The sequence below is a fragment of the Micromonospora sp. NPDC047762 genome, from assembly GCF_043204655.1.
GTDB lineage: Bacteria > Actinomycetota > Actinomycetes > Mycobacteriales > Micromonosporaceae > Micromonospora.
The window spans coordinates 279,666-297,756 of record NZ_JBIDCQ010000009.1; the positions used below are offsets into that span (position 1 = coordinate 279,666).

Consider the following 18,091-nt stretch of genomic DNA (forward strand, 5'->3'; position numbering starts at 1 on the left):
CCTCTTCCCCGCGATCGCGTGGCGCGGCTCGACGTCGAGACGAACGTCGATCATCCCGCGCTGGTCCGCGCCACCGCCAGCACCCGATCAGTCGGTGGTGACCGCCTGGTTTCCGGACACGCAGTACACGTCGCCGGAGTTCGCGGCGTGCGGCAGGTCGTGCAGGTGCGTCGCCAGGTCGGTCGCGGACGTCCACCGTTGGAAGGTCATCGACTTGTCGTCGCCCACCGCGACGTCGAAGCCGTCGAAACCCAGCGCGGTCAGGCGATCGAGACACCGGTCGGCGACCGCACGCGCGATGGTGGTGAACTCGAACGACAGCGCGGGCAGCGGGCGGCTCAGGCCGGCCAGCACCTCGTCCTCGAAACCCTCAACGTCGATCTTGGTGAAGGCCGGCACGCCGTACGTCTCGATCAGCGCGTCGACGGTGACCACCGCCACCTCGATGTCGGTGTCCCACACCTGGCCCTCCCACCCGCCCGCGCCCTCTGCCGCGAGGACGAAATCCGGTGAGGCGGTGGACACTGTGGGGTTGGCGGAGTTGACGTGCAACCGGGTACGCCCGGGGAGCGCGCCACACGCCGCGTCGACCACTGTCACCCGGTCGTCGTCGGCGTAGATCGCCCGCAGGGCGCGCAGACACAACGGCTGCGGTTCCACAGCGACGACCCGGGCACCGAGGCGACGGAAGCTGGCGATGTGATCGCCCACGTGGGAGCCGATGTCGAAGACGAGGTCCCCGCCGCTGACGAAGCGGGAGTAGAAGGCGTCCATCCTCGCGTCCCGCTCGGGATCGCCGTAGTAGACGTCCAGCGACCGGTGCAGCAGGGACAGGGCCGGGTCGGTCCGGAGCGCGGCGATCCTGGTGGCGGTGCTAGCCGTCATCTGTCTGGGTCCAGTCCGTGAGAGAGGTGGCCGGGTCACGGTCCGAAGGCGGTCAGGAACCGGTCCCGGAAGGCGTCCATCCGCCAGACCGGCGCCTGCGGTCCGGGCTTCAGCCCGTCCTGCCAGCCCCACCCGGAGATCCGGTCCAGCACGGCCCGGTCCCGGGTGATGATCGAGATCGGCACGTCGTGGCTGGCGTTCTCGCCGGTGACGACCGCGGCGGGCTGGTGGTCACCGAGGACGATGAACACGAGGTCGTCGTCTCCGTAGGTCCGCACGTAGGAGGTGAGCGCGCCGAGGGTGTACTCGATGGACTTTCGGTAGTCCGCCCGGATCTGGGCGGTGTTGCGGCGCTTGTCGTCCGACCTGCCCGCGCCGGCCCCACGGTAGACCGCGCCGTCGCCGACGTCGGCCCAGTCGAGCAGCGGCGGGACGGGCGTCCAGGGCGCGTGACTCGACACCAGCGCCAGCTCGGTCATCACGTTGCCGTCGCGCTTCGCCTGTTCCAGGCGCTGCCAGCTGGCCAGGGTGTACTGGTCGGGCGGGGTGCCGAAGCTGAACTTCGGGCCTCGGTACGCGAGCGTCCTGGCGTCGTAGAACCGGTCGTAGCCAAAGAAGGAGCCCTCCGGCCACGGCTTGGTGACGGCGGGCATCACGCCCACGGTCTGCCAGTTCGCGCGCTGGAAGGCGCGGTTGAGGGTCATCCGGTCACTGGCCAGCAGGGTGCGGTGGCGCTGGTCGTTGTCGATCCAGAGGCCGGAGAGCAGTGTGTCGTGCGCGAGCCAACTGCCGCCACCGAAGGTCGGCGAGGTGAGGAAGCCGCTCTGCGCGGCGAAACCCGCCGCGCTCAGCTGACTGGTGCCGCGGTCGAGGACCGCACCTACCCACGGCGCGAACTCCGGGTCCTCGACGGCGTCCCGGCCGTAGCTCTCCACGAAGGCGACGACCACGTTCTTGCCGCGCAGCGCGGTCAGCAGCTGGTCGCCCGGGGTGTCGCCGAACGCGTCGGCCTCGATCAGGGCGCCGAACGTCTCGCGGTCGTCGAGGCGCAGGCGCACCTGGAAGCCGTGACCGTTGGCCAGGGTGGTCGCGGAGGTGTCGGCGACCGGTACGCCCTCGACCACCCGCACGTTGAACGCGGCGCAGGCCACCCAGACGACCACCAGCGCGGCAACGACCCGGGTGGTCCCGGTGCGGTGCCGGACCACCACCCCCCGCAGTCGCCGCATCGACAGCGTGACAAGTGTCGGCAGGACCACGAGCACCACCGCCAGGGTGACCGCGGCACCGATGGCGGCGGGCCGGCCGTACGACTCGCTGAGGAAGGCGAACCCCTCGTCGAGGAGCGCCCAGTCGAGCACCGGGTCGAACGCCCGGCTCAGCGACGCGGTGAATCCCAGGTCGAGCAGCTTCAACAGGCCGAGCAGGCCGAGAGCCACGCCGGCGAGCGTCGCGACCATCCGGCTGCCACGAGACGGCAGGGCGAGCAGGAGGGCCACGACCAGCAGCGCCTCCAGGGGGATCCGCGCGAACGCCGCCGGGCTGAGCCGGCCGTAGTCGTACGGCACCGTGAGGACGAGCAGCACCAGCAGCGCGGCCAGCACAGTCGTCAGCCGGGCGGCGAAGGAGCGTTTCGGCCGTTCCTCGACGTCGGTGCCGTCGGCGGTGCCGTCCGAGACCTCGACCTCCATCGCCCTCCGTCCCTGGCTCGGCAGCCGACGTACGCGCGTCAAGAGCGACAACCCGGGCATCCTTCCATGATCTTTGTTGGTCGCGGCATCCGGGATGCTCAGACGCGGGCGGTCCCGCGTCGGGCCACGGTGACCGTGGGACGGTCCGACCAGGGCAGCCCGTCCGGCCGGCCCGAGCCCAGCGCCGTCGCGGCGCTCGGGGCACTGTGGCTCGCCGAGTTGCCCGCGTGGACCGTCGCGGCCGGGGTGGCGTGGGTGACGGCGCGGCGGCGGTGCCGGGTCGTCCAGAGCCAGGTCACGTCCCGCCCGAACGACTCGACCAGCAGCGCCACCGACACCACCAGCACCATTGTCGTCAGCGGCGCGGGCAGCACGTCGGCCATCGCCACCGTCAACACGACGCCCTGGATCGCGGCGACGACCTTGCTCCAGTAACGCGGCGGCGCGGATCCCCGCATCCACTCCAACACCCAGGTCGCGGCGCCGTAGAGGTAGCGCATCGCGCCGATCACGAGCACCCAGCCACCCACGGCGGGTGCCACGTGCAGGCAGAGCACCAGGACCAGGACGGAGTCGATCTCCATGTCGAAGCGCGCGCCGAGCTCGCTGGTGGTTCCGGTACGGCGGGCCGTGTACCCGTCGACGGCGTCGAGGGCCAACGCCACGCTGGTGAGGACGACCATCAGGGTGACCGGCGCCGACCGGCCGAACGAGTCGGCGGCCAGGGCCGTCACGCCGCCGACGAGGATCGCCCGGCTCAGTGTCACCCGGTCGGCCGGGCTGAGCGCACCCGCGCCCGAGCGGGACATCCCCCGGCTCAGCAGGGCGCACAGGATCACCCCGTACGCCAGCCCCGCCAACCAGCCCGCCGTGCCCAGACCGACCGTCTCCGCCAGCAGGGCCAGCAGGCCGATCTGCACGAGCAGTCCGATGACCGGACCAGTTCGAACCGTTGACATCGTGCCTCCGCGACTCTGGTGGGTGACCCTGACCGTCATCACGGAAAATATGACCGATCGGTTCATTCTGAACGCGACCCGCAGGGGTGGCACACAGAGACCTGCCCCTCGGCCGGCCGGTTAATCGTCAACCGTGGGTGCGGGTCGACCGCCGGGCCGTCGGTCAGGGCGCCGGCAGGGTCAGCACCTCGGCACCGTCGTCGGTGATCGCGATGGTGTGCTCGCTGTGCGCCGTCCGGCAGCCCGTCGCGCTGCGGAGGGTCCAGCCGTCGGCATCGGTGACCAGCGTGGCGGTGTCCGCCATCACCCAGGGCTCCAGCGCCAGCAGCAGCCCCGGGCGTAGCCGGTAGCCGCGACCGGGGCGCCCGGTGTTGGAGACGTGCGGGTCCTGGTGCATCGTCGATCCGACGCCGTGACCGCCGAACTCCGTGTTGACCGAGTATCCCGCCGCCGTGAGAGCCGAGCCGATCGCGTGGGAGATGTCACCGATGGGAACGCCGGGGCCGGCGGCGGCGATCCCCGCCCGCAACGCGCGCTCGGTCGCGTCGATCAGCGCGACGCTCTCCGGGGGCCGCACGTCGCCCACGATGAAGCTGACGGCCGAGTCCGCGACGACTCCACGGTGGGAGACGGCGAGGTCGAGCGAGAGCAGGTCCCCATCGGCGAGTGGGTAGTCGTTCGGCAACCCGTGCAGTACGGCGTCATTCACCGACGTGCAGATGTAGTGGCCGAACGGCCCACGCCCGAAGGACGGCTCATAGTCGACGTAGCAGGACTGCGCCCCGGCCTCGATGATCATGGCCTGCGCCCACCGGTCGATGTCCAGGAGGTTGGTGCCGACCACGCAGCGGCTCTTCAGCGTCTGCAGGATGCTGGCGACCAGCGCGCCGGCGCCCTTCGCTCGCAGCACGTCGGTGGGGCTCAGGATCTCGATCATGCAGCGCCTTCCTCTGGCAACCAATAAGTATCCCGGCCATATTATCCCGGTACTAGAATCGGGGCATGGTCAGGTTGCCGCTCACTCCCGAAGAGCTCGAACGCGGACAGCGCCTCGGCGCGCTCCTGCGTCGGGCCCGTGGAGAGCGTTCGATGCTCCTCACCGCGCTGGACGCGGGCGTCTCGCCAGAGACCCTTCGAAAGATCGAGTCCGGCCGGATAGCCACCCCCGCCTTCCCGACCATCGCGGCGATCGCCGACGTCCTCGGACTCTCCCTCGACGCCGTCTGGTCGGAGATCAACACGTCGGACGGCAGCGCCGAAGTCCCCCGGCCGACGCGCACCGAGCGCGAACGGTTGGCCTCCTAGACAGGACCCGCTGGCGCAGCACGACGACGCGTTGGCCGGCGACCCACCAGACGAAGCTGGTCCCGGTCGACGAACGACCGGGACCAGCGGGTGATGCGCTCAGGAGGCGGCGATGCCCTCCATGCCGATGCCGTCGGTGAACTTGGGCAGACCCTCCACGGTGGTGACGAGATTCAGGGACCCGTCCTCGTGCACCTTGTAGCCCTGCACGTTGCCGGCGGTGGCGTTCTGCACGTACAGGAAGCCGTCGCTGGCGGTCATGTCGATCGACCCACCGTTGGTGTCGGCCGCGACGTTCTTGACGAGTTCCAGCTTGCCGTCGTCGTCGACCCGGTAGGAACTGATGGTGGAGCTGCCGGCGTTGGCGACGAAGAAGTAGTCGCCGACACGCTGGATCCAGCACGTCGCCTGCTGCCCGTTGGGCACCGACGGGCCGACCTGGTCGAGCGCGCCGTCGTCCTCCAGCTCGAACCGGCTGACCGCGTTCGCGCCCGACTCGGTGACCAGCAACGAGTCATCGGTGTCGAAGGTGAAACCGAACGGAGTGTTGCCCGCGTCGCTGATGACGGGGTTGCGGGACAGCTTGCCGTCGCGACCGATCTCGTAGCTGAACATGACGTTGGCGGCCTTTGTCGACACCAGGACGAACTCACTGTCCGGGTCGATCTTGACCTGGGCCGGGGCGGTCCCGAACGCGGGCGGGTTGCCGTTGTGCAGCCCGAGCGACCGGTTGGCGTCCTCGATCCGCGACAGGCGCCCCTTGTGCAGCTCGAAGCCCTGCACCGAGCCCTCGCCGCCGGCGTTGAGGACGTAGACGAGGTCGCCACGGGCCGCGACGCTGACCGGCAGCAGACCGCCGGACCAGATGACCTGGAGCTTGTGCAGCCTGGTGCCCTCGACGCGGAAGACCGTCACGGTGTTGCTGCCGGCGTTCACGGCGAACAGCAGTCCACGGTGGTAGGTCAGGGAGCCCTGCGAGGCCAGCGCGTCGAGCGGCGCGCCGATGGTGAAGCCGCCCAGCCCCCCGGTCTCGTACTCGCCCGCCTTGGTGAGACGGCCGTCCTCGTCGCGGTCGTACACCTTGATGGTGTTGCCCTCGGCCTTGTTGGTCTGGACGAAGACAGCGCCCTCGTCGCCGTCGTGGTGATCACCCCCCTTGCGGTCGTCGTGGTACCCGGGGCCACCGCCATCGGCGAAGGCGGCCCCGGGGATCGATCCGATGCTGGTCAGACCTGCGAGGAGGGCTGCCGCGAGCGCGACACTGCGCTTCATCACTGACTCCTTATGCACCCGAAGGGAGGAATACGAGTTTTCCTCTCCTTGGAAACCTATCGGAGCAGCTAGGCGGGTTGGTCGTAGTTACCCTAAAGCGGTAATTCCATGTCGATTTGCGAAAACACGAGACGAACGGGCGACTGTGGCGCTCTTCCGCCACAGCGCACCGGGCGCTCGGTCCGCAAACCGACGGTGATGGCGTGTCAGAACCACCGGATGGGATGCTGCGCCGGTGATTCGCCACCACGCCGTCTGGGTCGGTCTGGCGATCGGGCTGCTCACCGGCTGTTCCGAGCCGCCGTACGCACTCCCCGACCGGGACGCGGCTGAGGTGCAGGCTGAGGAGGCGCGTCTCACGACGCTCCTCCCCGTAGAGTTGCTGGGCGGACCAGGCACCTGCGAGGTTCGGCTGCTGGGGCGAGATGGTTCTTCGTCGTTCGCCTGGGCGCACTGCGAAGCAGCACCGGGGGTCGGGATCGTCTCCGGAGTCTCCGTACCTGTCCGGGTGGACGGCGATCGCGTCACGCAGCCCGGCGATGGGAGCGAATACTCCGCGAGCGTGCGTCGCATGTTCCCGGAGCGGCTGGCGGAGAAGGTCCTCGACGACGACACCGACGTGCGGCCCTGACTGATTCGGGCGACAACACCATCGCTGAGGCCGGACGCGGCGAGGTCCGGGGTCAGCGCGGGTCGGGCCACCACGGTTCGAGGAGAGTGGGGTCGGCGACGTACTGCCCCGCCTGTGTCCGCTGCTCCGGAGTCAGCGACAGCGCCTGGAGTCGGGCGCCCCACTCGGGCACCCGGTCGGCCTTGTCCAACGCGGTGGCCAACTCGATCAGGCCGGCCAGCGCCATCGCCTGCTCGATCACCGGGGTGTCCTCGGCGCGACGGCGCATCCCCGAGTCGAGGGCCCGATAGGCCGCCCGGTCGTCCATCTTGAACTCGCGCAGGATCCGCGCGTTGTCGAGCACCCGGGCCAGCCCGTCGAGCTCCTTCGACCCGCCGTACTCCACGTCGTCCGGTTCGTCGCGCTGGATGAAGACGATGGAGTTGCCCGACGGGTCGACGATGCTGAACCGCAACGACCCGGCGCGGTAGCGGGTCATCCGAGGCAGGCCCTTGACCAGCACCTTGCCGTAGCTGCGGCGCATCGCCTCGGCGAACGCCGCGTGGTACGGCCTTACCGCGTCCACCATCACCAGGCAGCCGCCGGACTGCTCCTTGGCCGGGTCGAGATCCTTTGGCGCCGGCCCGTAGTGCAGGTCGAACCCGCTCCACCGAAACGCCAGGTACACGTACGGCCGGGTCTGCTCGTAGGTCACCTCGAACCCGAGCGCCCGCCAGAACGCCAGGGTCTCCTCCGGGGCGGGGCAGTGCAGCAGCGGCACCGTGGTCTCGTTCGGTTGGACACGGTCCTCGTTGGTCGTCATCGTCACTCCCGGTCCGGTCGGCAGGCCGGTCATTGTGCCAGCACCACCGAGCGGCTTCGACGGGTTTCGTCTCCTACCAGGGGAGGAGGACCGCTCCGACCACCGGCCGCAACCGGGGCTCGAGGTCGGACGCGATCGGCGTACGCGGCCACGAGCATCTACAGACATGACAACAGTTCTGCGCCGGGCGACGCGCTGGAACCGCCCACTGATGTTCCTGGTATCCGTGATGGCGGTGCTCGGCGTCGTCGCCGTCGTCGGCATCCTCGTCGACCCGCGCGTCCTCACCGGGGCGCCGATCTGGCTCAAGCCGTTCAAGTTCGCGGTGTCGTTCGTGCTGTACGGCGCGACGCTCGCCTGGATGCTCTCCCTGCTGCCGCGACGCAGCCGGGCCGTCGAGACGGCGGTCGTCATCATCGTCGCGGTGGCGGTCGTCGAAAACGCGTGGATAGTCGGTCAGGTGATACGCGGGCAGGCCAGCCACTTCAACGACAGCACCCCCCTGAACACCGCGCTGTTCGCGGTGATGGGCGCGGCCATCATGGTGCTGTTCTTCGCGCACCTCGTCATCGGGATCGTGGTCCTGATCCAGCGGATTCCCGATCGGGTGGCCGCGACCGCCGTCGGCTGGGGGCTCGGCCTGTCCCTGCTGGGCATGCTCGCGGCGGTGCCGATGGCGCTGCCGATGCAGGACCCGGGGATCGAGGGGATCGGTGGGGCGCACAGCGTCGGCGTGCCCGACGGAGGGCCGGGGTTGCCGATCGTGGGCTGGAGCACCACCGGCGGTGACCTGCGGATCGGGCACTTCGTCGGGCTGCACGCCCTCCAGGCGTTGCCGATCCTGGCGATCCTGCTGACCCGGTTCGCGACGCGATTGGACGAGCGCACCCGCGTCCGGCTGCTTGCCGTCGCGGGTGCCGCGTACGGCGTACTCACCGTGTTGTTGACGTGGCAGGCGCTGCGCGGACAGCCGCTGCTGCGGCCGGACGCCGCCACGCTCGCCGCGGTCGCGGCACTGGTGGTCGCGACCGCGGCCAGCGTGACCGGCGTGGTGCTGGCCCGCCGGCGTCGCCCGGAACTGGCGCTGGCCGCGTGACCGCGACGCTGTTCTCCCTAACGTTCGCCGTGGCCGCGCCGTTCTGGGCGCTGATGATCCTGTTGCCGCGCTGGTCGTGGACCGCCCGGATCATCGCCTCGCCGCTGATCGTGCTGCCGGTCGTGGTGATCTACGCGCTGCTGGTGCTCCCGGCGTTCGGCGAGGTGCTGCCGGCCGTGGCGTCGCCGACCCTGGCCGGGGTGCGGGACCTGCTCGGCACCTCCGACGGTGCGGCGGCGGGCTGGGCGCACATGATCGCGTTCGATCTGTTCGTCGGGCGATGGGCGTGGTTGGACAGCCGGGAACGGGGGGTGCCGGCGCTGGTGATGGCTCCGGTGCTGGTGCTGACCATCCTGCTCGGGCCGCTCGGCCTGGCCGCGTACCTAGCGGTCCGGACCCGGTGGCGGCGGCGGCCGCCGCCACCGGCTCACAGCACCTAGGCTGACGACCGTGAGCTGGCCGGGGCGACTGTTCGACATGCGGGACGCGCTCGTGCGAATGGTGCTGCTCGACCTCGCCGGAGTGTGTTACCTGTTCTTCGTCCCGCACTCCAACAGCACGCCCACCACGACACAGTGGATCCTCGCACTGCTCGCGTTCGCCGTGGCGCTGGTGGCGCACCGGTTGCCGGTGCTGAACCTGGTGGCACAGGCCGCCCTGCTGGCGGTCGCGATCAGCCTGGTCGACGACTTCACCATCAACCAGGTTGGTGCCAGCTGGGCGCTGCTCGAGGTCACCATGCGTGCGCGCCACGCGCGGCCCATCTGGCTGGCCGCCGTGCTGCTTGCCGTGGTCGACCTGACCGACTCGATCGGCGACCCGCCGCGCCGGTTCGCCTCCGGGGTCGTCGGGCTCGCCGTGGAGGTCGGCGTGCCGGTCCTGCTCGGCCTGGTCATCCGCACCAACCGGGAGTTGGGTCGGCAGGCCGTCGAGCGGGCCCTGGCCGAGCAACGCCAGCACGAGTCGGAGAGCCGCGCGGCTCGCGCCGACGAACGCAGCGCCATCGCCCGCGAGCTGCACGACGTCGTGGCGCACCATGTGGCGTCGATGGTCCTGCGGGTCGGCGTGGCCCGGCACGTGCTCACCGACCTGGACCCCCGGGTGGGCGAGGTCTTCGACGACGTGCACGGCACCGGGACCTCGGCCCTCGCGGAGCTGCGCCGGCTGGTCGCGGTACTGCGCAACCCCGACGGGGTACGCGGCGACGCGGCGCTGACCGCTATCGAACCGTCCGCGCTGCCGGCGGCGATCGGCGCGTCCATGGATCGGGCCCGGCAGGCGGGTGTCATTGTGGAAGCCGACCTCGACCCGGCGATCGGTTCACTCGACGCGGTACGCGGCATGGCGGTGCTGCGACTCACGCAGGAGGCGCTGACGAACGTGGCCAAACACGCGGGGGCGTCAGCGATCGCGCATCTCGTGGTCGCCGTCCGGGACGGCTCCGTGCACTGGGAGGTCACCGACAACGGGCGCGGCGGGGGGCCGGCGGGCGTGCCGGCCGGTGGCGGGCACGGCATTACCGGGATGCGCGAACGTGTCGAGGTCCTCGGTGGCCGGTTGGAGGCGGGCCGGACCGGCACCGGGTGGCGGGTGCGTACCGTCCTTCCGCCAGTGGCCGCCGCGTCCACCGACGCGCCGGTCGGGTCGGTGCCCCGCGAGCGGGAGGCCCCGGCCGGGTCGCCCGCGCCGGAGCCGGCGTGATCCGGGTGCTGCTGGTCGACGACCAGCACCTCATCCGGGCCGGGCTGCGCATGCTCTGCGACGCTCAACCCGACATCGAGGTCGTGGGGGAGGCCGACAACGGCCGCGAGGCGATCCCGCTGGCCGGGCGGCTCCTTCCCGACGTCGTCGTGATGGACCTGCGGATGCCCGGTGTCGACGGGATCACCGCGACCAGCCGGATCCTCGCCGAACGCCCCGCCACCCGCGTCCTGGTGCTGACCACGTTCGGCGACGACGACCACCTCTACCCGGCGCTGACCGCCGGAGCGTGCGGGTTCCTGCTCAAGGACGCGCCCCCGACCGAGTTGCTGGACGGCATCCGCCGGGCCGCCGTCGGCGACAGCCCGTTCAGCCCTGAGGTGCTGCGCCGCCTCGTGCAGCGCGCGGTGCACGCCCGCCCGGGGTCACCACCGGCTCTGCCGGGCCTGACCGCCCGGGAACGGGACGTGCTCGACCTGGTCGCCGAGGGACTGTCCAACACCGAGATCGCCGACCAGCTCCACATCGGTGTCACCACGGTCAAGACCCACATCACCAGCCTGATGACCAAGACCGACAGCCCCAACCGGGTACGCCTGGCCCTGTTCGCTCGCGGCGTCTGACGCTCAGGCCCGCATCCGCGCGGACACGGCGATGACGAGCACCAGCGGCACGATCAGCAGGGCCGGGGCGACGACCGGCAGGTGCAGGGCGACAAGGGCGCCGACCGCCGCGCCGACCATGAGGGCCAGCAGCACCTGGGCCTTGGGACGCAGGCTGGTCCACGGGCTGCGCGCGGCGACCCCGGCGATCAGGCTGGTGAGCGTGCCGGTCAGGTACGTGGAGGACAGGCCGGACACCCCGAAGCGCTGGATCGCACTGCTCTGCACGCCCAGCGCGACAGCTGACAGCATCAGCAGCGCCAGGTGGACACCCGCGTCGGGGGTGTGCAGGGTGACCTCCCAGACGACGGCGAACACCACGAACACCGACAGCTCCAGGACCAGCGCCCAGGTGACCCGCCGGGGCCAGACCGGATCATCGGGCTGCGCCGAGCCGACGACGCGGGCGCCGGCGAGGACACCGACGATGAAGCTGACGATGGCGCAGCCCGACGTCAGAGCCAGGTCGGCTTCACCTCGGCCGGCCGAGAGCCCGAGCAGGACCATGTTGCCTGTCATCACGCTGGCGAAGGCGCCGCCGAGGGCGAGGAAGCCGAGAGCGTCGGCGCTCCCGGTGAGGAAGGTGAGGACGACGACGAGCGCGTGCCGTCGCCGCAGCAGGCGCTCGTCCCGGGGCGGGGTGACGTGGGGGCGGGTGACGCGGGGCGCTGTGCTCGACACTGTCTGCCGCCTTCCGGTAATTGTTCTTCGTATACACTTTGTGCGGACACGTTCACGGAGAGGCGACCAGGTGGCTGAAGACCTACGGGACAAGCTCGGCGCGCAACACCTGCCGCTCCGCGATCAGGTCCTCGCCGCCCTGCGGACCGCCATCATCGACGGCGACTACCTGCCCGGGGAACGGCTGACCGAGGACCGGCTCGCCGAGGACTTCGGCGTCTCCCGCAACCCCGTCCGGGAGGCGCTGCGCGTCGCCGAGGCGGAGGGGTTCGTCGTGATCCTCCCCCGCCGGGGAGCGGTCGTCGCCTCACCGAGCAGCGGGACCATCACCGACATGTTCGCCGTGCGCGAGCGACTGGAAGCGCTGGCCGCACGGCTGGCCGCCGAGCGGGCCACAGCGGCCGACGTGGCGTCCCTGCGCGCCCTGCTCGACCAGGGCCGCGAGGCGACGCAGCGCCACGACCTGGCCCGGGTCGCCGAGCTGAACAGCACGCTGCACCTGCGCATCCTCCAGATCAGCGGAAACCCCTGGCTGTCGTCGATCGCCAAGTCGCTCTACCTCCATGTCCAGTGGGTCTTCCGGCTCGGGGCGGCCGAACGAGCGCCACACTCGTGGGCCGAGCACATCCAACTCGTCGACGCCATCGAGTCGGGCGACGGTGACCGCGCCGAGCGGGCCGCGCTCGACCACCTCGAGGCGGCATCCGCCGCCGCGTACGAGAACGCCGAAGGCGGCTACGGCGCCCGCTGACGGGCACGCGGCTGCGGCACCCGCTACCGGCCGCACGCGTAGCCCTGCATCCCCCGCGGGTTCGCACCGGCCGCCAGCACTCCCGTCGCCGGGTCACGGGTCACCGCGCAGAGCCGACCGAGGCTCCACCCGTCGGTGACCCGCACCTCGTGCCCGTACGCCCGCAGCGCCGCCAGCACACCCTCGTCGAGCCGGTCCTCCACCACCAGGACACCGGGCTCCATGTCGCGGGGATAGAACGAGCCGGGCAGGCTGACCGTGTGCCACGCCGGCGCGTCGATGGCCTCCTGAAGGCTCTGCCCACCGACGAGGTGCCGCACCAGGAACGGCAACTGCCACTGGTCCTGCTGGTCGCCACCGGGGGTGCCGCAGGCCAGCACCGGCTCACCGTCGCGGTGCACCATCGTCGGGCTCAACGTCGTACGCGGGCGGCGGCCCGGCGCCAGCGAGGAGGCGAGCCCCTCCTCCAGCCAGAACATCTGCAACCTGCTGCCCAACGGAAAGCCCAGCTCCGGAATCGTCGGGGAACTCTGCAACCAGCCGCCACTGGGGGTAGCGGAGATCATGTTGCCCCACCGGTCGACCACGTCCACGTGACAGGTGTCGCCCCGGGTCACCCCGTCCGACTGCACTGTCGGCTCTCCCGTTGTGGCATCGGTCGGCCCGGCAGGTCGAGCGGCACCCGGTCGGACGTGGGCGGGCAGGCGCGGCTGCGCCCCGTCCGGGCGGCCCGGCCGCAACTCCGCCGACGCGCGATCGCCGATCAGGGCGGCCCGCTCCCGCGCGTACTGCGGTGAGAGCAGCGCCTTGGCGGGCACGTCGGCCCCGTCGCCGTACCAGGCTTCCCGGTCGGCGAAGGCGAGCTTGAGCGCCTCGACCTGGGCGTGCACACCCGCGGCGGTCGCCGAGTCGTACGCGCCCGGGTCGTCGAGCGCGTCAAGGGTGGCCAGTGACTCCAGCAGCACCGGGCCCTGGCCCCAGAAACCGGTCTTCGCCACCTGGTAGCCCTGCCAGTCGAGGGTGGCGGGCGACTCCCAGCTCGCCGAGTAAGCGGCCAGGTCGTCGCCGGTGACCAGCCCGGCGTGCGGGCGTCCGCTGGAGTCCTGGAACGGTCGCCGGCTGAACGCGTCGATCGCCTCGGCGACGAAACCCGTGCTCCAGGCCCGGCGGGCGGCCTCGATCTGAGCCTCCCGGTCGGCACCGGCCGCCCGTCCCGCCTCGACGAGTCGGCGCAGGGTGTCCGCGTACGCCGGGTTGGTGACCAACTCCCCCGCGGCGGGTGGTCGGCCGCCGCGCAGCCAGAGCGCGGCGGAGGTGGGCCAGTGTTCCTCGAACAACGACCGGACGGCGGCCACCGTGTCACCGACCCGGCCCACCAGCGGGTGCCCGGCGCCGGCGTAGCCGATCGCCGGCTCCAGCACCTCGGCGAGGGTGAGCGTGCCGTGCTCGCGCAGCAGCAGGAGCCAGGCGTCCACCGCACCGGGTACTGCCGCCGCGAGCGGCCCGGCACCCGGGATGAGGTCCATGCCGAGGGACCGGAAGTGCGCGATGGTGGCGCCGGCCGGGGCTGGCCCCTGCCCGCACAGCACCTTCGGTCGGGGGTCCCTCGCGGTGGCCACGATGGCCGGCACCTCGCCACCGGGCCCGTTCAGGTGCGGCTCGACCACGTGCAGGACGAACCCGGCGGTGACCGCCGCGTCGAAGGCGTTGCCCCCGCGTTCCAGGATGCCCATCGCCGACTGGCTGGCGAGCCAGTGGGTGGAGGACACCATGCCGAAGGTGCCCTGCAACGTGGGTCGGGTGGTGAACGTCATGACAGCACCTCACTGGGATCTGCGGTACGAACGTCGGGACCGGTGCCGTCCGGCCGGACCAGGTGGCAGGCGGCCATGCCGTCGCCGATGGCGGTCTGCGCCGGCACCTCCGTCGCGCACCTGTCGAAGGCGAGCGGGCAGCGGGTCCGGAACCGGCAGCCGGACGGCGGGTCGAGCGCGGACGGCAGGTCGTCGCCGAGCAGCACCGGCTGACGGTGGCGCTGACGCACCGGGTCGGCCACCGGCGCGGCGGAGAGCAGCGCCTGCGTGTACGGGTGTGCGGGCCGGGCGAAGATCCGCTCGCGGCTGCCGGTCTCGACGAGTTGCCCCAGGTACATGACAGCGATGTCGTCGGCCAGGTATTCGACAGCGGAAAGGTCGTGGGTGATGAAGAGGCAGGCGAACCCGATGTCGCGTTGCAGGTCGGCGAGGAGGTTGAGCACCGACGCCTGCACTGACACGTCGAGCGCGCTGGTGGGTTCGTCCGCGATGAGCAGCATGGGCTCGGAGATCAGGGCTCGCGCGATGCTGACCCGTTGGCGTTGCCCGCCGGACAGTTCGTGCGGATAGCGACGGGCCACCTCGGCGCGCAGGCCCACCCGTTCGAGTTGGGGAGCGACGCGGGCGTCCCGGGCGCGCCGGGAGATCCGCTTGCCGGCCAGCCGCAGCGGTTCGGCCACGATCTCGCCCACCAGCATGCGCGGGTCCAGTGACGCGGCCGGGTCCTGGAAGACGATCGACACCGCACCGCGATGGGGGCGTAGTCGCCGTCGGGACAGGTGGGTGACGTCGGTGCCCGCGATCCGGACCGTTCCCGCTGTCGGTTCGACGAGCCGCACCACGCATCGGCCCACTGTCGACTTCCCGGAGCCGCTCTCCCCCACCAGGGCCGTGACCCGGCCCCGCGGAATGGTCAGGGACACCCCGTCCACGGCACGCACCGGGCCGAAGTGCATCACCAGGTCCGCTATCTCCAGGGCGTTCGGCTGCGGCGTCATCGGTTCGCCTCCTGAGGGGCCATCTCGCACGGGTGCCAGCAGGCCGCGACATGGTCGGTGTCACCGACATCCTGCAACGGCGGGGCGGCCGCCCGGCACCGCTCATCGGCGGCCGGGCAGCGATCCGCGAAGGTACAGGCGTCGGGTTGGCTGGCCAGCACGGGCACCAGCCCGGGGATCTCGGTCAACCGGTCGGTGCCGGCGTGCCGGCCCGGCTGCGGTGACGCCGACAGGAGCCCGGCCGTGTACCGGTGCCGGGGGTGGGCGAACAGGTCGTCCACCGACGCCCGTTCCACCACCCGGCCCGCGTACATGACGACGACGCGGTCCGCGATGTCGGCGATCACGCCGAGGTCGTGGGTGATGATGAGGACGCTCGTGCCGAGCCTGTCGCGCAGGTCCCGCAGCACCTGGAGGATGCCGGCCTGGACGGTGACGTCCAGCGCTGTGGTCGGCTCGTCGGCCACCAACACCTTCGGGCCGCAGGCCACCGCCATCGCGATCATCACCCGCTGCCGCATGCCGCCGGAGAGTTGGTGCGGGTAGCTGTCGACCCGCTGGGCGGCGGACGGGATACCGACGAGCGTCAACAGCTCGACGGCGCGGACCCGCGCCGTCCGTCGGGACATCCGCTCGTGGACCTGGAGCACCTCCCCGATCTGCCGCCCGACAGTGAGCACCGGGTTCAACGACGTCATCGGTTCCTGGAAGATGTAGGCGATCTCCCGGCCGCGGACCCGACGCAGGGCAGACTCGCGGGCGCCGACCAGCTGGGTGCCGTCCAGGCGCACCGACCCGGTGACCCGGGCACTGCCCGGGAGCAGCCCGGCAAGGCTCATCGCGGTGACGCTCTTTCCGCACCCCGACTCGCCCACCATCCCGACGATCTCCCCGGCTGCGAGGTCCAGGCTGACCCCGTCGACCGCCGAGACGGTGCCGGTCTCGGTCGGGAACGACACCGACAGGTCGCGGATCTCCAGCACGGGCGCGGGGGCGGTGGTCATCGCCGGTCTCCCTTCGGGTCGAGGGCGTCGCGCAGGGCGTCACCGAAGACGTTGAACGCCAGCGCCAGACCCATGATCACCACGCCGGGGAAGACGGCGGCCCACGGTGCGCGGGCGGCGAACTGCTGGGCGGTGGCGAGCATGGTGCCGAGGCTGGGCGCCGGGGGTTGGATGCCGAGACCGAGGAAGGACAGCACCGCCTCGCCGAGGATCGCGGCCGGGATGGCGACGGTGGCCTGCACCAGGATCACCGAGGTCGCGTTCGGCAGGATGTGCCGGGCCAGCACCCACAGGTCGCTCGCGCCGTCCACGACGGCCGCCGCGACGAAGTCCAGCGACTTGAGGCGCAGCGTGTCCGAGCGGACGACCCGGATCACGCCGGGGATCTGGGCGATGCCGATGGCCACCGCGGCATTGCCGAGGCTGGCGCCCCGGATGGCCGCCAACCCCACCGCCATGATCAGAAACGGGAACGCCAGTAGCAGGTCGGTGAAGCGCGAGATGACCGCGTCCCAGGCCCGGAAGTAGCCGGCGGCGAGCCCGAGCGGCACCCCGATGACCAGCGACGTGGCCACCGCCAGGAGCCCGACCTGCAACGACGCCCGCGCGCCGAGCATGATGCGGGAGAGGACGTCCCGACCCAGGTCGTCGGTGCCCAGCAGGTGCCCGGCGGTGCCGGGAGGCGCGAACGTACGGGCGAAGTCGGTCTGGTCGACCGAGTAGGGCGCGAGCCAGGGCGAGAGCAGCGCGATGACGCCCGCCAGCGCGAGCACGACGAAGCTCACCACGGCGAGCGGGTTGCGCCGCAGCCGCCGCAGCACCCGCGTACGCCGGGTGATGCTGGCGGTGCCGGTCTCCGCGATCGGTACGGTGAGGACGGTCATGCCGGATCTCCCGTCACCCGGATGCGTGGATCGATGACCGAGTAGAGCAGGTCCACGAAAAAGTTGATCACGATGTAGGCCGCCGCGGTGAGCAGGACGACGGCCTGGATCACCGGGTAGTCCCGTTGGAACACCGCGTCGATGGTCATCTTTCCGAAGCCCGGCAGCCCGAAGATCTGTTCGGTGACGACCGCGCCCGAGATCAGCCCGCCGAGTTGGAGACCCACGACCGTCACCACCACGATGAGGCTGTTCCGCAGGGCGTGCCGGGTGATGACGGCGCGAGGTCGCAGGCCCTTCGCCTTGGCCGTGCGTACGTAGTCGGAGGAGAGCGAGTCGAGCATCGCCGACCGGGTCTGTCGCATGATGATGGCGGCCAGGCCGGTGCCGAGGATCACGGCCGGCAGGACGATGTGGTGCAGGTTGTCCACGGGGTCCTCCAGGATCGGCACGAAGCCGGAGGCGGGGAAGAGCCCGGTCGCCACTGACAGGTAGAGGATCGCCAGCAGGCCCAGCCAGAAGTGCGGCACCGACAGGCCGATCAGGGCCAGGCCGTTGGCCAGCCACTCCGCTGGACGTCCACGCCGGACCGCCGCGAGCACCCCGGCGCCGACGCCGAGCGCCGCCGCGATGAGGATCGCCAGGACGGACAGCTCGACGGTCACCGGCAGGGCGGTCGTGAGCATCGACGAGACCGGCGTGCCGGTGCGGATCGACACCCCGAAGTCGCCCTGCGCCATGCGCTCCACGTACTGGGCGAACTGCACGGGCAGCGGCTGGTCCAGCCCGTAGTGCCGACGGATGGCCTCCAGGGCCTCCGGCGACCGGTCCTCGCCGGCCAGGGCGAGGGCCGGGTCGCCGGGCAGCGCCCGTACGCCGACGAAGACCACGATCGTCGACAACAGCAGGGTCAGCGCCGACTGCCAGGCGCGGGTGAGCAGATATCGGGCCACGA

The 18,091-nt window shown here is 71.3% G+C and carries 18 protein-coding genes and 1 pseudogene; 7 read left to right on the top strand and 12 right to left on the bottom strand.

Features of this window, described 5'->3' with window-relative positions; genetic code table 11:
* Positions 1-87: 87 nt before the first annotated feature.
* The 4 genes and pseudogenes from ACGF3C_RS26565 to map all read right to left on the bottom strand — a co-directional run bounded on the left by ACGF3C_RS26565 (position 88) and on the right by map (position 4,472).
* Entirely contained in the window at positions 88-885 is a 798-nt protein-coding gene (locus ACGF3C_RS26565; protein ID WP_393226237.1) for an FkbM family methyltransferase, read from the bottom strand.
* A 35-nt stretch (positions 886-920) separates the two neighbouring features.
* The gene (locus tag ACGF3C_RS26570) at positions 921-2,576 is read right to left on the bottom strand and encodes a sulfatase-like hydrolase/transferase (RefSeq protein WP_357225158.1); all 1,656 of its coding nucleotides are present in this window, start codon (positions 2,574-2,576) and stop codon (positions 921-923) included.
* Between the two features lie 254 nt (positions 2,577-2,830).
* Positions 2,831-3,535, bottom strand: a pseudogene (locus ACGF3C_RS26575) (CDP-alcohol phosphatidyltransferase family protein); the annotation flags it as partial.
* Between the two features lie 163 nt (positions 3,536-3,698).
* A complete protein-coding gene (gene map / locus ACGF3C_RS26580) occupies positions 3,699-4,472 on the bottom strand; it encodes a type I methionyl aminopeptidase (protein ID WP_393226240.1) in 774 nt (257 codons plus the stop codon).
* Positions 4,473-4,537: 65 nt separating this feature from the next.
* Here map and ACGF3C_RS26585 point away from each other — a divergent pair, with 65 nt between their 5' ends.
* Entirely contained in the window at positions 4,538-4,840 is a 303-nt protein-coding gene (locus tag ACGF3C_RS26585; protein WP_357225152.1) for a helix-turn-helix transcriptional regulator, read from the top strand.
* A 99-nt stretch (positions 4,841-4,939) separates the two neighbouring features.
* Here ACGF3C_RS26585 and ACGF3C_RS26590 read toward each other — a convergent pair whose 3' ends face one another.
* Positions 4,940-6,112: a lactonase family protein gene (locus ACGF3C_RS26590; RefSeq protein ID WP_393226243.1), complete on the bottom strand. Its 1,173-nt coding sequence runs from the start codon at positions 6,110-6,112 to the stop codon at positions 4,940-4,942.
* Positions 6,113-6,347: 235 nt separating this feature from the next.
* Here ACGF3C_RS26590 and ACGF3C_RS26595 point away from each other — a divergent pair, with 235 nt between their 5' ends.
* The gene (locus ACGF3C_RS26595) at positions 6,348-6,743 is read left to right on the top strand and encodes a hypothetical protein (protein WP_393226245.1); all 396 of its coding nucleotides are present in this window, start codon (positions 6,348-6,350) and stop codon (positions 6,741-6,743) included.
* 52 nt (positions 6,744-6,795) lie between these two features.
* Here ACGF3C_RS26595 and ACGF3C_RS26600 read toward each other — a convergent pair whose 3' ends face one another.
* Positions 6,796-7,545 (bottom strand): glyoxalase, encoded by a 750-nt coding sequence (locus tag ACGF3C_RS26600; RefSeq protein ID WP_393226248.1) that lies wholly within the window; start codon positions 7,543-7,545, stop codon positions 6,796-6,798.
* A gap of 166 nt (positions 7,546-7,711) precedes the next feature.
* On the opposite strand from ACGF3C_RS26600, the gene ACGF3C_RS26605 reads away from it, so the two are divergent.
* From ACGF3C_RS26605 to ACGF3C_RS26620, 4 genes are read left to right on the top strand one after another with little or no spacing between them, the layout of a single operon-like run.
* Complete coding sequence (locus tag ACGF3C_RS26605; RefSeq protein ID WP_393226251.1) at positions 7,712-8,641, top strand: hypothetical protein; 930 nt, start codon at positions 7,712-7,714, stop codon at positions 8,639-8,641.
* A complete protein-coding gene (locus ACGF3C_RS26610) occupies positions 8,638-9,081 on the top strand; it encodes an ABA4-like family protein (protein WP_393226254.1) in 444 nt (147 codons plus the stop codon). Before ACGF3C_RS26605 ends, ACGF3C_RS26610 begins: the two co-directional genes overlap by 4 nt.
* A gap of 10 nt (positions 9,082-9,091) precedes the next feature.
* Entirely contained in the window at positions 9,092-10,342 is a 1,251-nt protein-coding gene (locus ACGF3C_RS26615; RefSeq protein WP_393226257.1) for a sensor histidine kinase, read from the top strand.
* Positions 10,339-10,965, top strand: coding sequence for a response regulator transcription factor (locus tag ACGF3C_RS26620; RefSeq protein ID WP_357234524.1), 627 nt, complete (start codon positions 10,339-10,341; stop codon positions 10,963-10,965). The genes ACGF3C_RS26615 and ACGF3C_RS26620 overlap by 4 nt, the downstream gene beginning before the upstream one ends.
* Positions 10,966-10,968: 3 nt before the next feature.
* On the opposite strand, the gene ACGF3C_RS26625 is transcribed toward ACGF3C_RS26620, so the two are convergent.
* Positions 10,969-11,685 carry a YoaK family protein gene (locus ACGF3C_RS26625; RefSeq protein ID WP_357234521.1) on the bottom strand — a complete coding sequence of 239 codons (717 nt, stop codon included), beginning with the start codon at positions 11,683-11,685 and terminating at the stop codon, positions 10,969-10,971.
* A gap of 70 nt (positions 11,686-11,755) precedes the next feature.
* Here ACGF3C_RS26625 and ACGF3C_RS26630 point away from each other — a divergent pair, with 70 nt between their 5' ends.
* On the top strand, positions 11,756-12,436 hold the full coding sequence (locus ACGF3C_RS26630) for a GntR family transcriptional regulator (protein WP_357262368.1): 681 nt from the start codon (positions 11,756-11,758) through the stop codon (positions 12,434-12,436).
* 23 nt (positions 12,437-12,459) lie between these two features.
* On the opposite strand, the gene ACGF3C_RS26635 is transcribed toward ACGF3C_RS26630, so the two are convergent.
* From ACGF3C_RS26635 to ACGF3C_RS26655, 5 genes are read right to left on the bottom strand one after another with little or no spacing between them, the layout of a single operon-like run.
* Entirely contained in the window at positions 12,460-14,250 is a 1,791-nt protein-coding gene (locus ACGF3C_RS26635) for a gamma-glutamyltransferase family protein (protein WP_393226260.1), read from the bottom strand.
* On the bottom strand, positions 14,247-15,248 hold the full coding sequence (locus tag ACGF3C_RS26640) for an ABC transporter ATP-binding protein (protein ID WP_393226263.1): 1,002 nt from the start codon (positions 15,246-15,248) through the stop codon (positions 14,247-14,249). Before ACGF3C_RS26640 ends, ACGF3C_RS26635 begins: the two co-directional genes overlap by 4 nt.
* Positions 15,245-16,252, bottom strand: coding sequence for an ABC transporter ATP-binding protein (locus ACGF3C_RS26645; protein WP_393226265.1), 1,008 nt, complete (start codon positions 16,250-16,252; stop codon positions 15,245-15,247). The genes ACGF3C_RS26640 and ACGF3C_RS26645 overlap by 4 nt, the downstream gene beginning before the upstream one ends.
* Positions 16,249-17,136 (bottom strand): ABC transporter permease, encoded by an 888-nt coding sequence (locus ACGF3C_RS26650; protein WP_357231915.1) that lies wholly within the window; start codon positions 17,134-17,136, stop codon positions 16,249-16,251. Before ACGF3C_RS26650 ends, ACGF3C_RS26645 begins: the two co-directional genes overlap by 4 nt.
* Positions 17,133-18,089, bottom strand: coding sequence for an ABC transporter permease (locus ACGF3C_RS26655; protein ID WP_091399352.1), 957 nt, complete (start codon positions 18,087-18,089; stop codon positions 17,133-17,135). Before ACGF3C_RS26655 ends, ACGF3C_RS26650 begins: the two co-directional genes overlap by 4 nt.
* Positions 18,090-18,091 lie beyond the last annotated feature (2 nt).

Bases quoted from the DNA above. Each gene is read 5' to 3' on its own strand.
- ACGF3C_RS26570 (WP_357225158.1), bottom strand. From the start codon at position 2,576: ATGGAGGTCGAGGTCTCGGACGGCACCGCCGACGGCACCGACGTCGAG.
- ACGF3C_RS26590 (WP_393226243.1), bottom strand. From the start codon at position 6,112: ATGAAGCGCAGTGTCGCGCTCGCGGCAGCCCTCCTCGCAGGTCTGACC.
- ACGF3C_RS26605 (WP_393226251.1), top strand. From the start codon at position 7,712: ATGACAACAGTTCTGCGCCGGGCGACGCGCTGGAACCGCCCACTGATG.
- map (WP_393226240.1), bottom strand. From the start codon at position 4,472: ATGATCGAGATCCTGAGCCCCACCGACGTGCTGCGAGCGAAGGGCGCC.
- ACGF3C_RS26635 (WP_393226260.1), bottom strand. From the start codon at position 14,250: ATGACGTTCACCACCCGACCCACGTTGCAGGGCACCTTCGGCATGGTG.
- ACGF3C_RS26650 (WP_357231915.1), bottom strand. From the start codon at position 17,136: ATGACCGTCCTCACCGTACCGATCGCGGAGACCGGCACCGCCAGCATC.
- ACGF3C_RS26640 (WP_393226263.1), bottom strand. From the start codon at position 15,248: ATGACGCCGCAGCCGAACGCCCTGGAGATAGCGGACCTGGTGATGCAC.
- ACGF3C_RS26645 (WP_393226265.1), bottom strand. From the start codon at position 16,252: ATGACCACCGCCCCCGCGCCCGTGCTGGAGATCCGCGACCTGTCGGTG.
- ACGF3C_RS26585 (WP_357225152.1), top strand. From the start codon at position 4,538: ATGGTCAGGTTGCCGCTCACTCCCGAAGAGCTCGAACGCGGACAGCGC.
- ACGF3C_RS26565 (WP_393226237.1), bottom strand. From the start codon at position 885: ATGACGGCTAGCACCGCCACCAGGATCGCCGCGCTCCGGACCGACCCG.
- ACGF3C_RS26600 (WP_393226248.1), bottom strand. From the start codon at position 7,545: ATGACGACCAACGAGGACCGTGTCCAACCGAACGAGACCACGGTGCCG.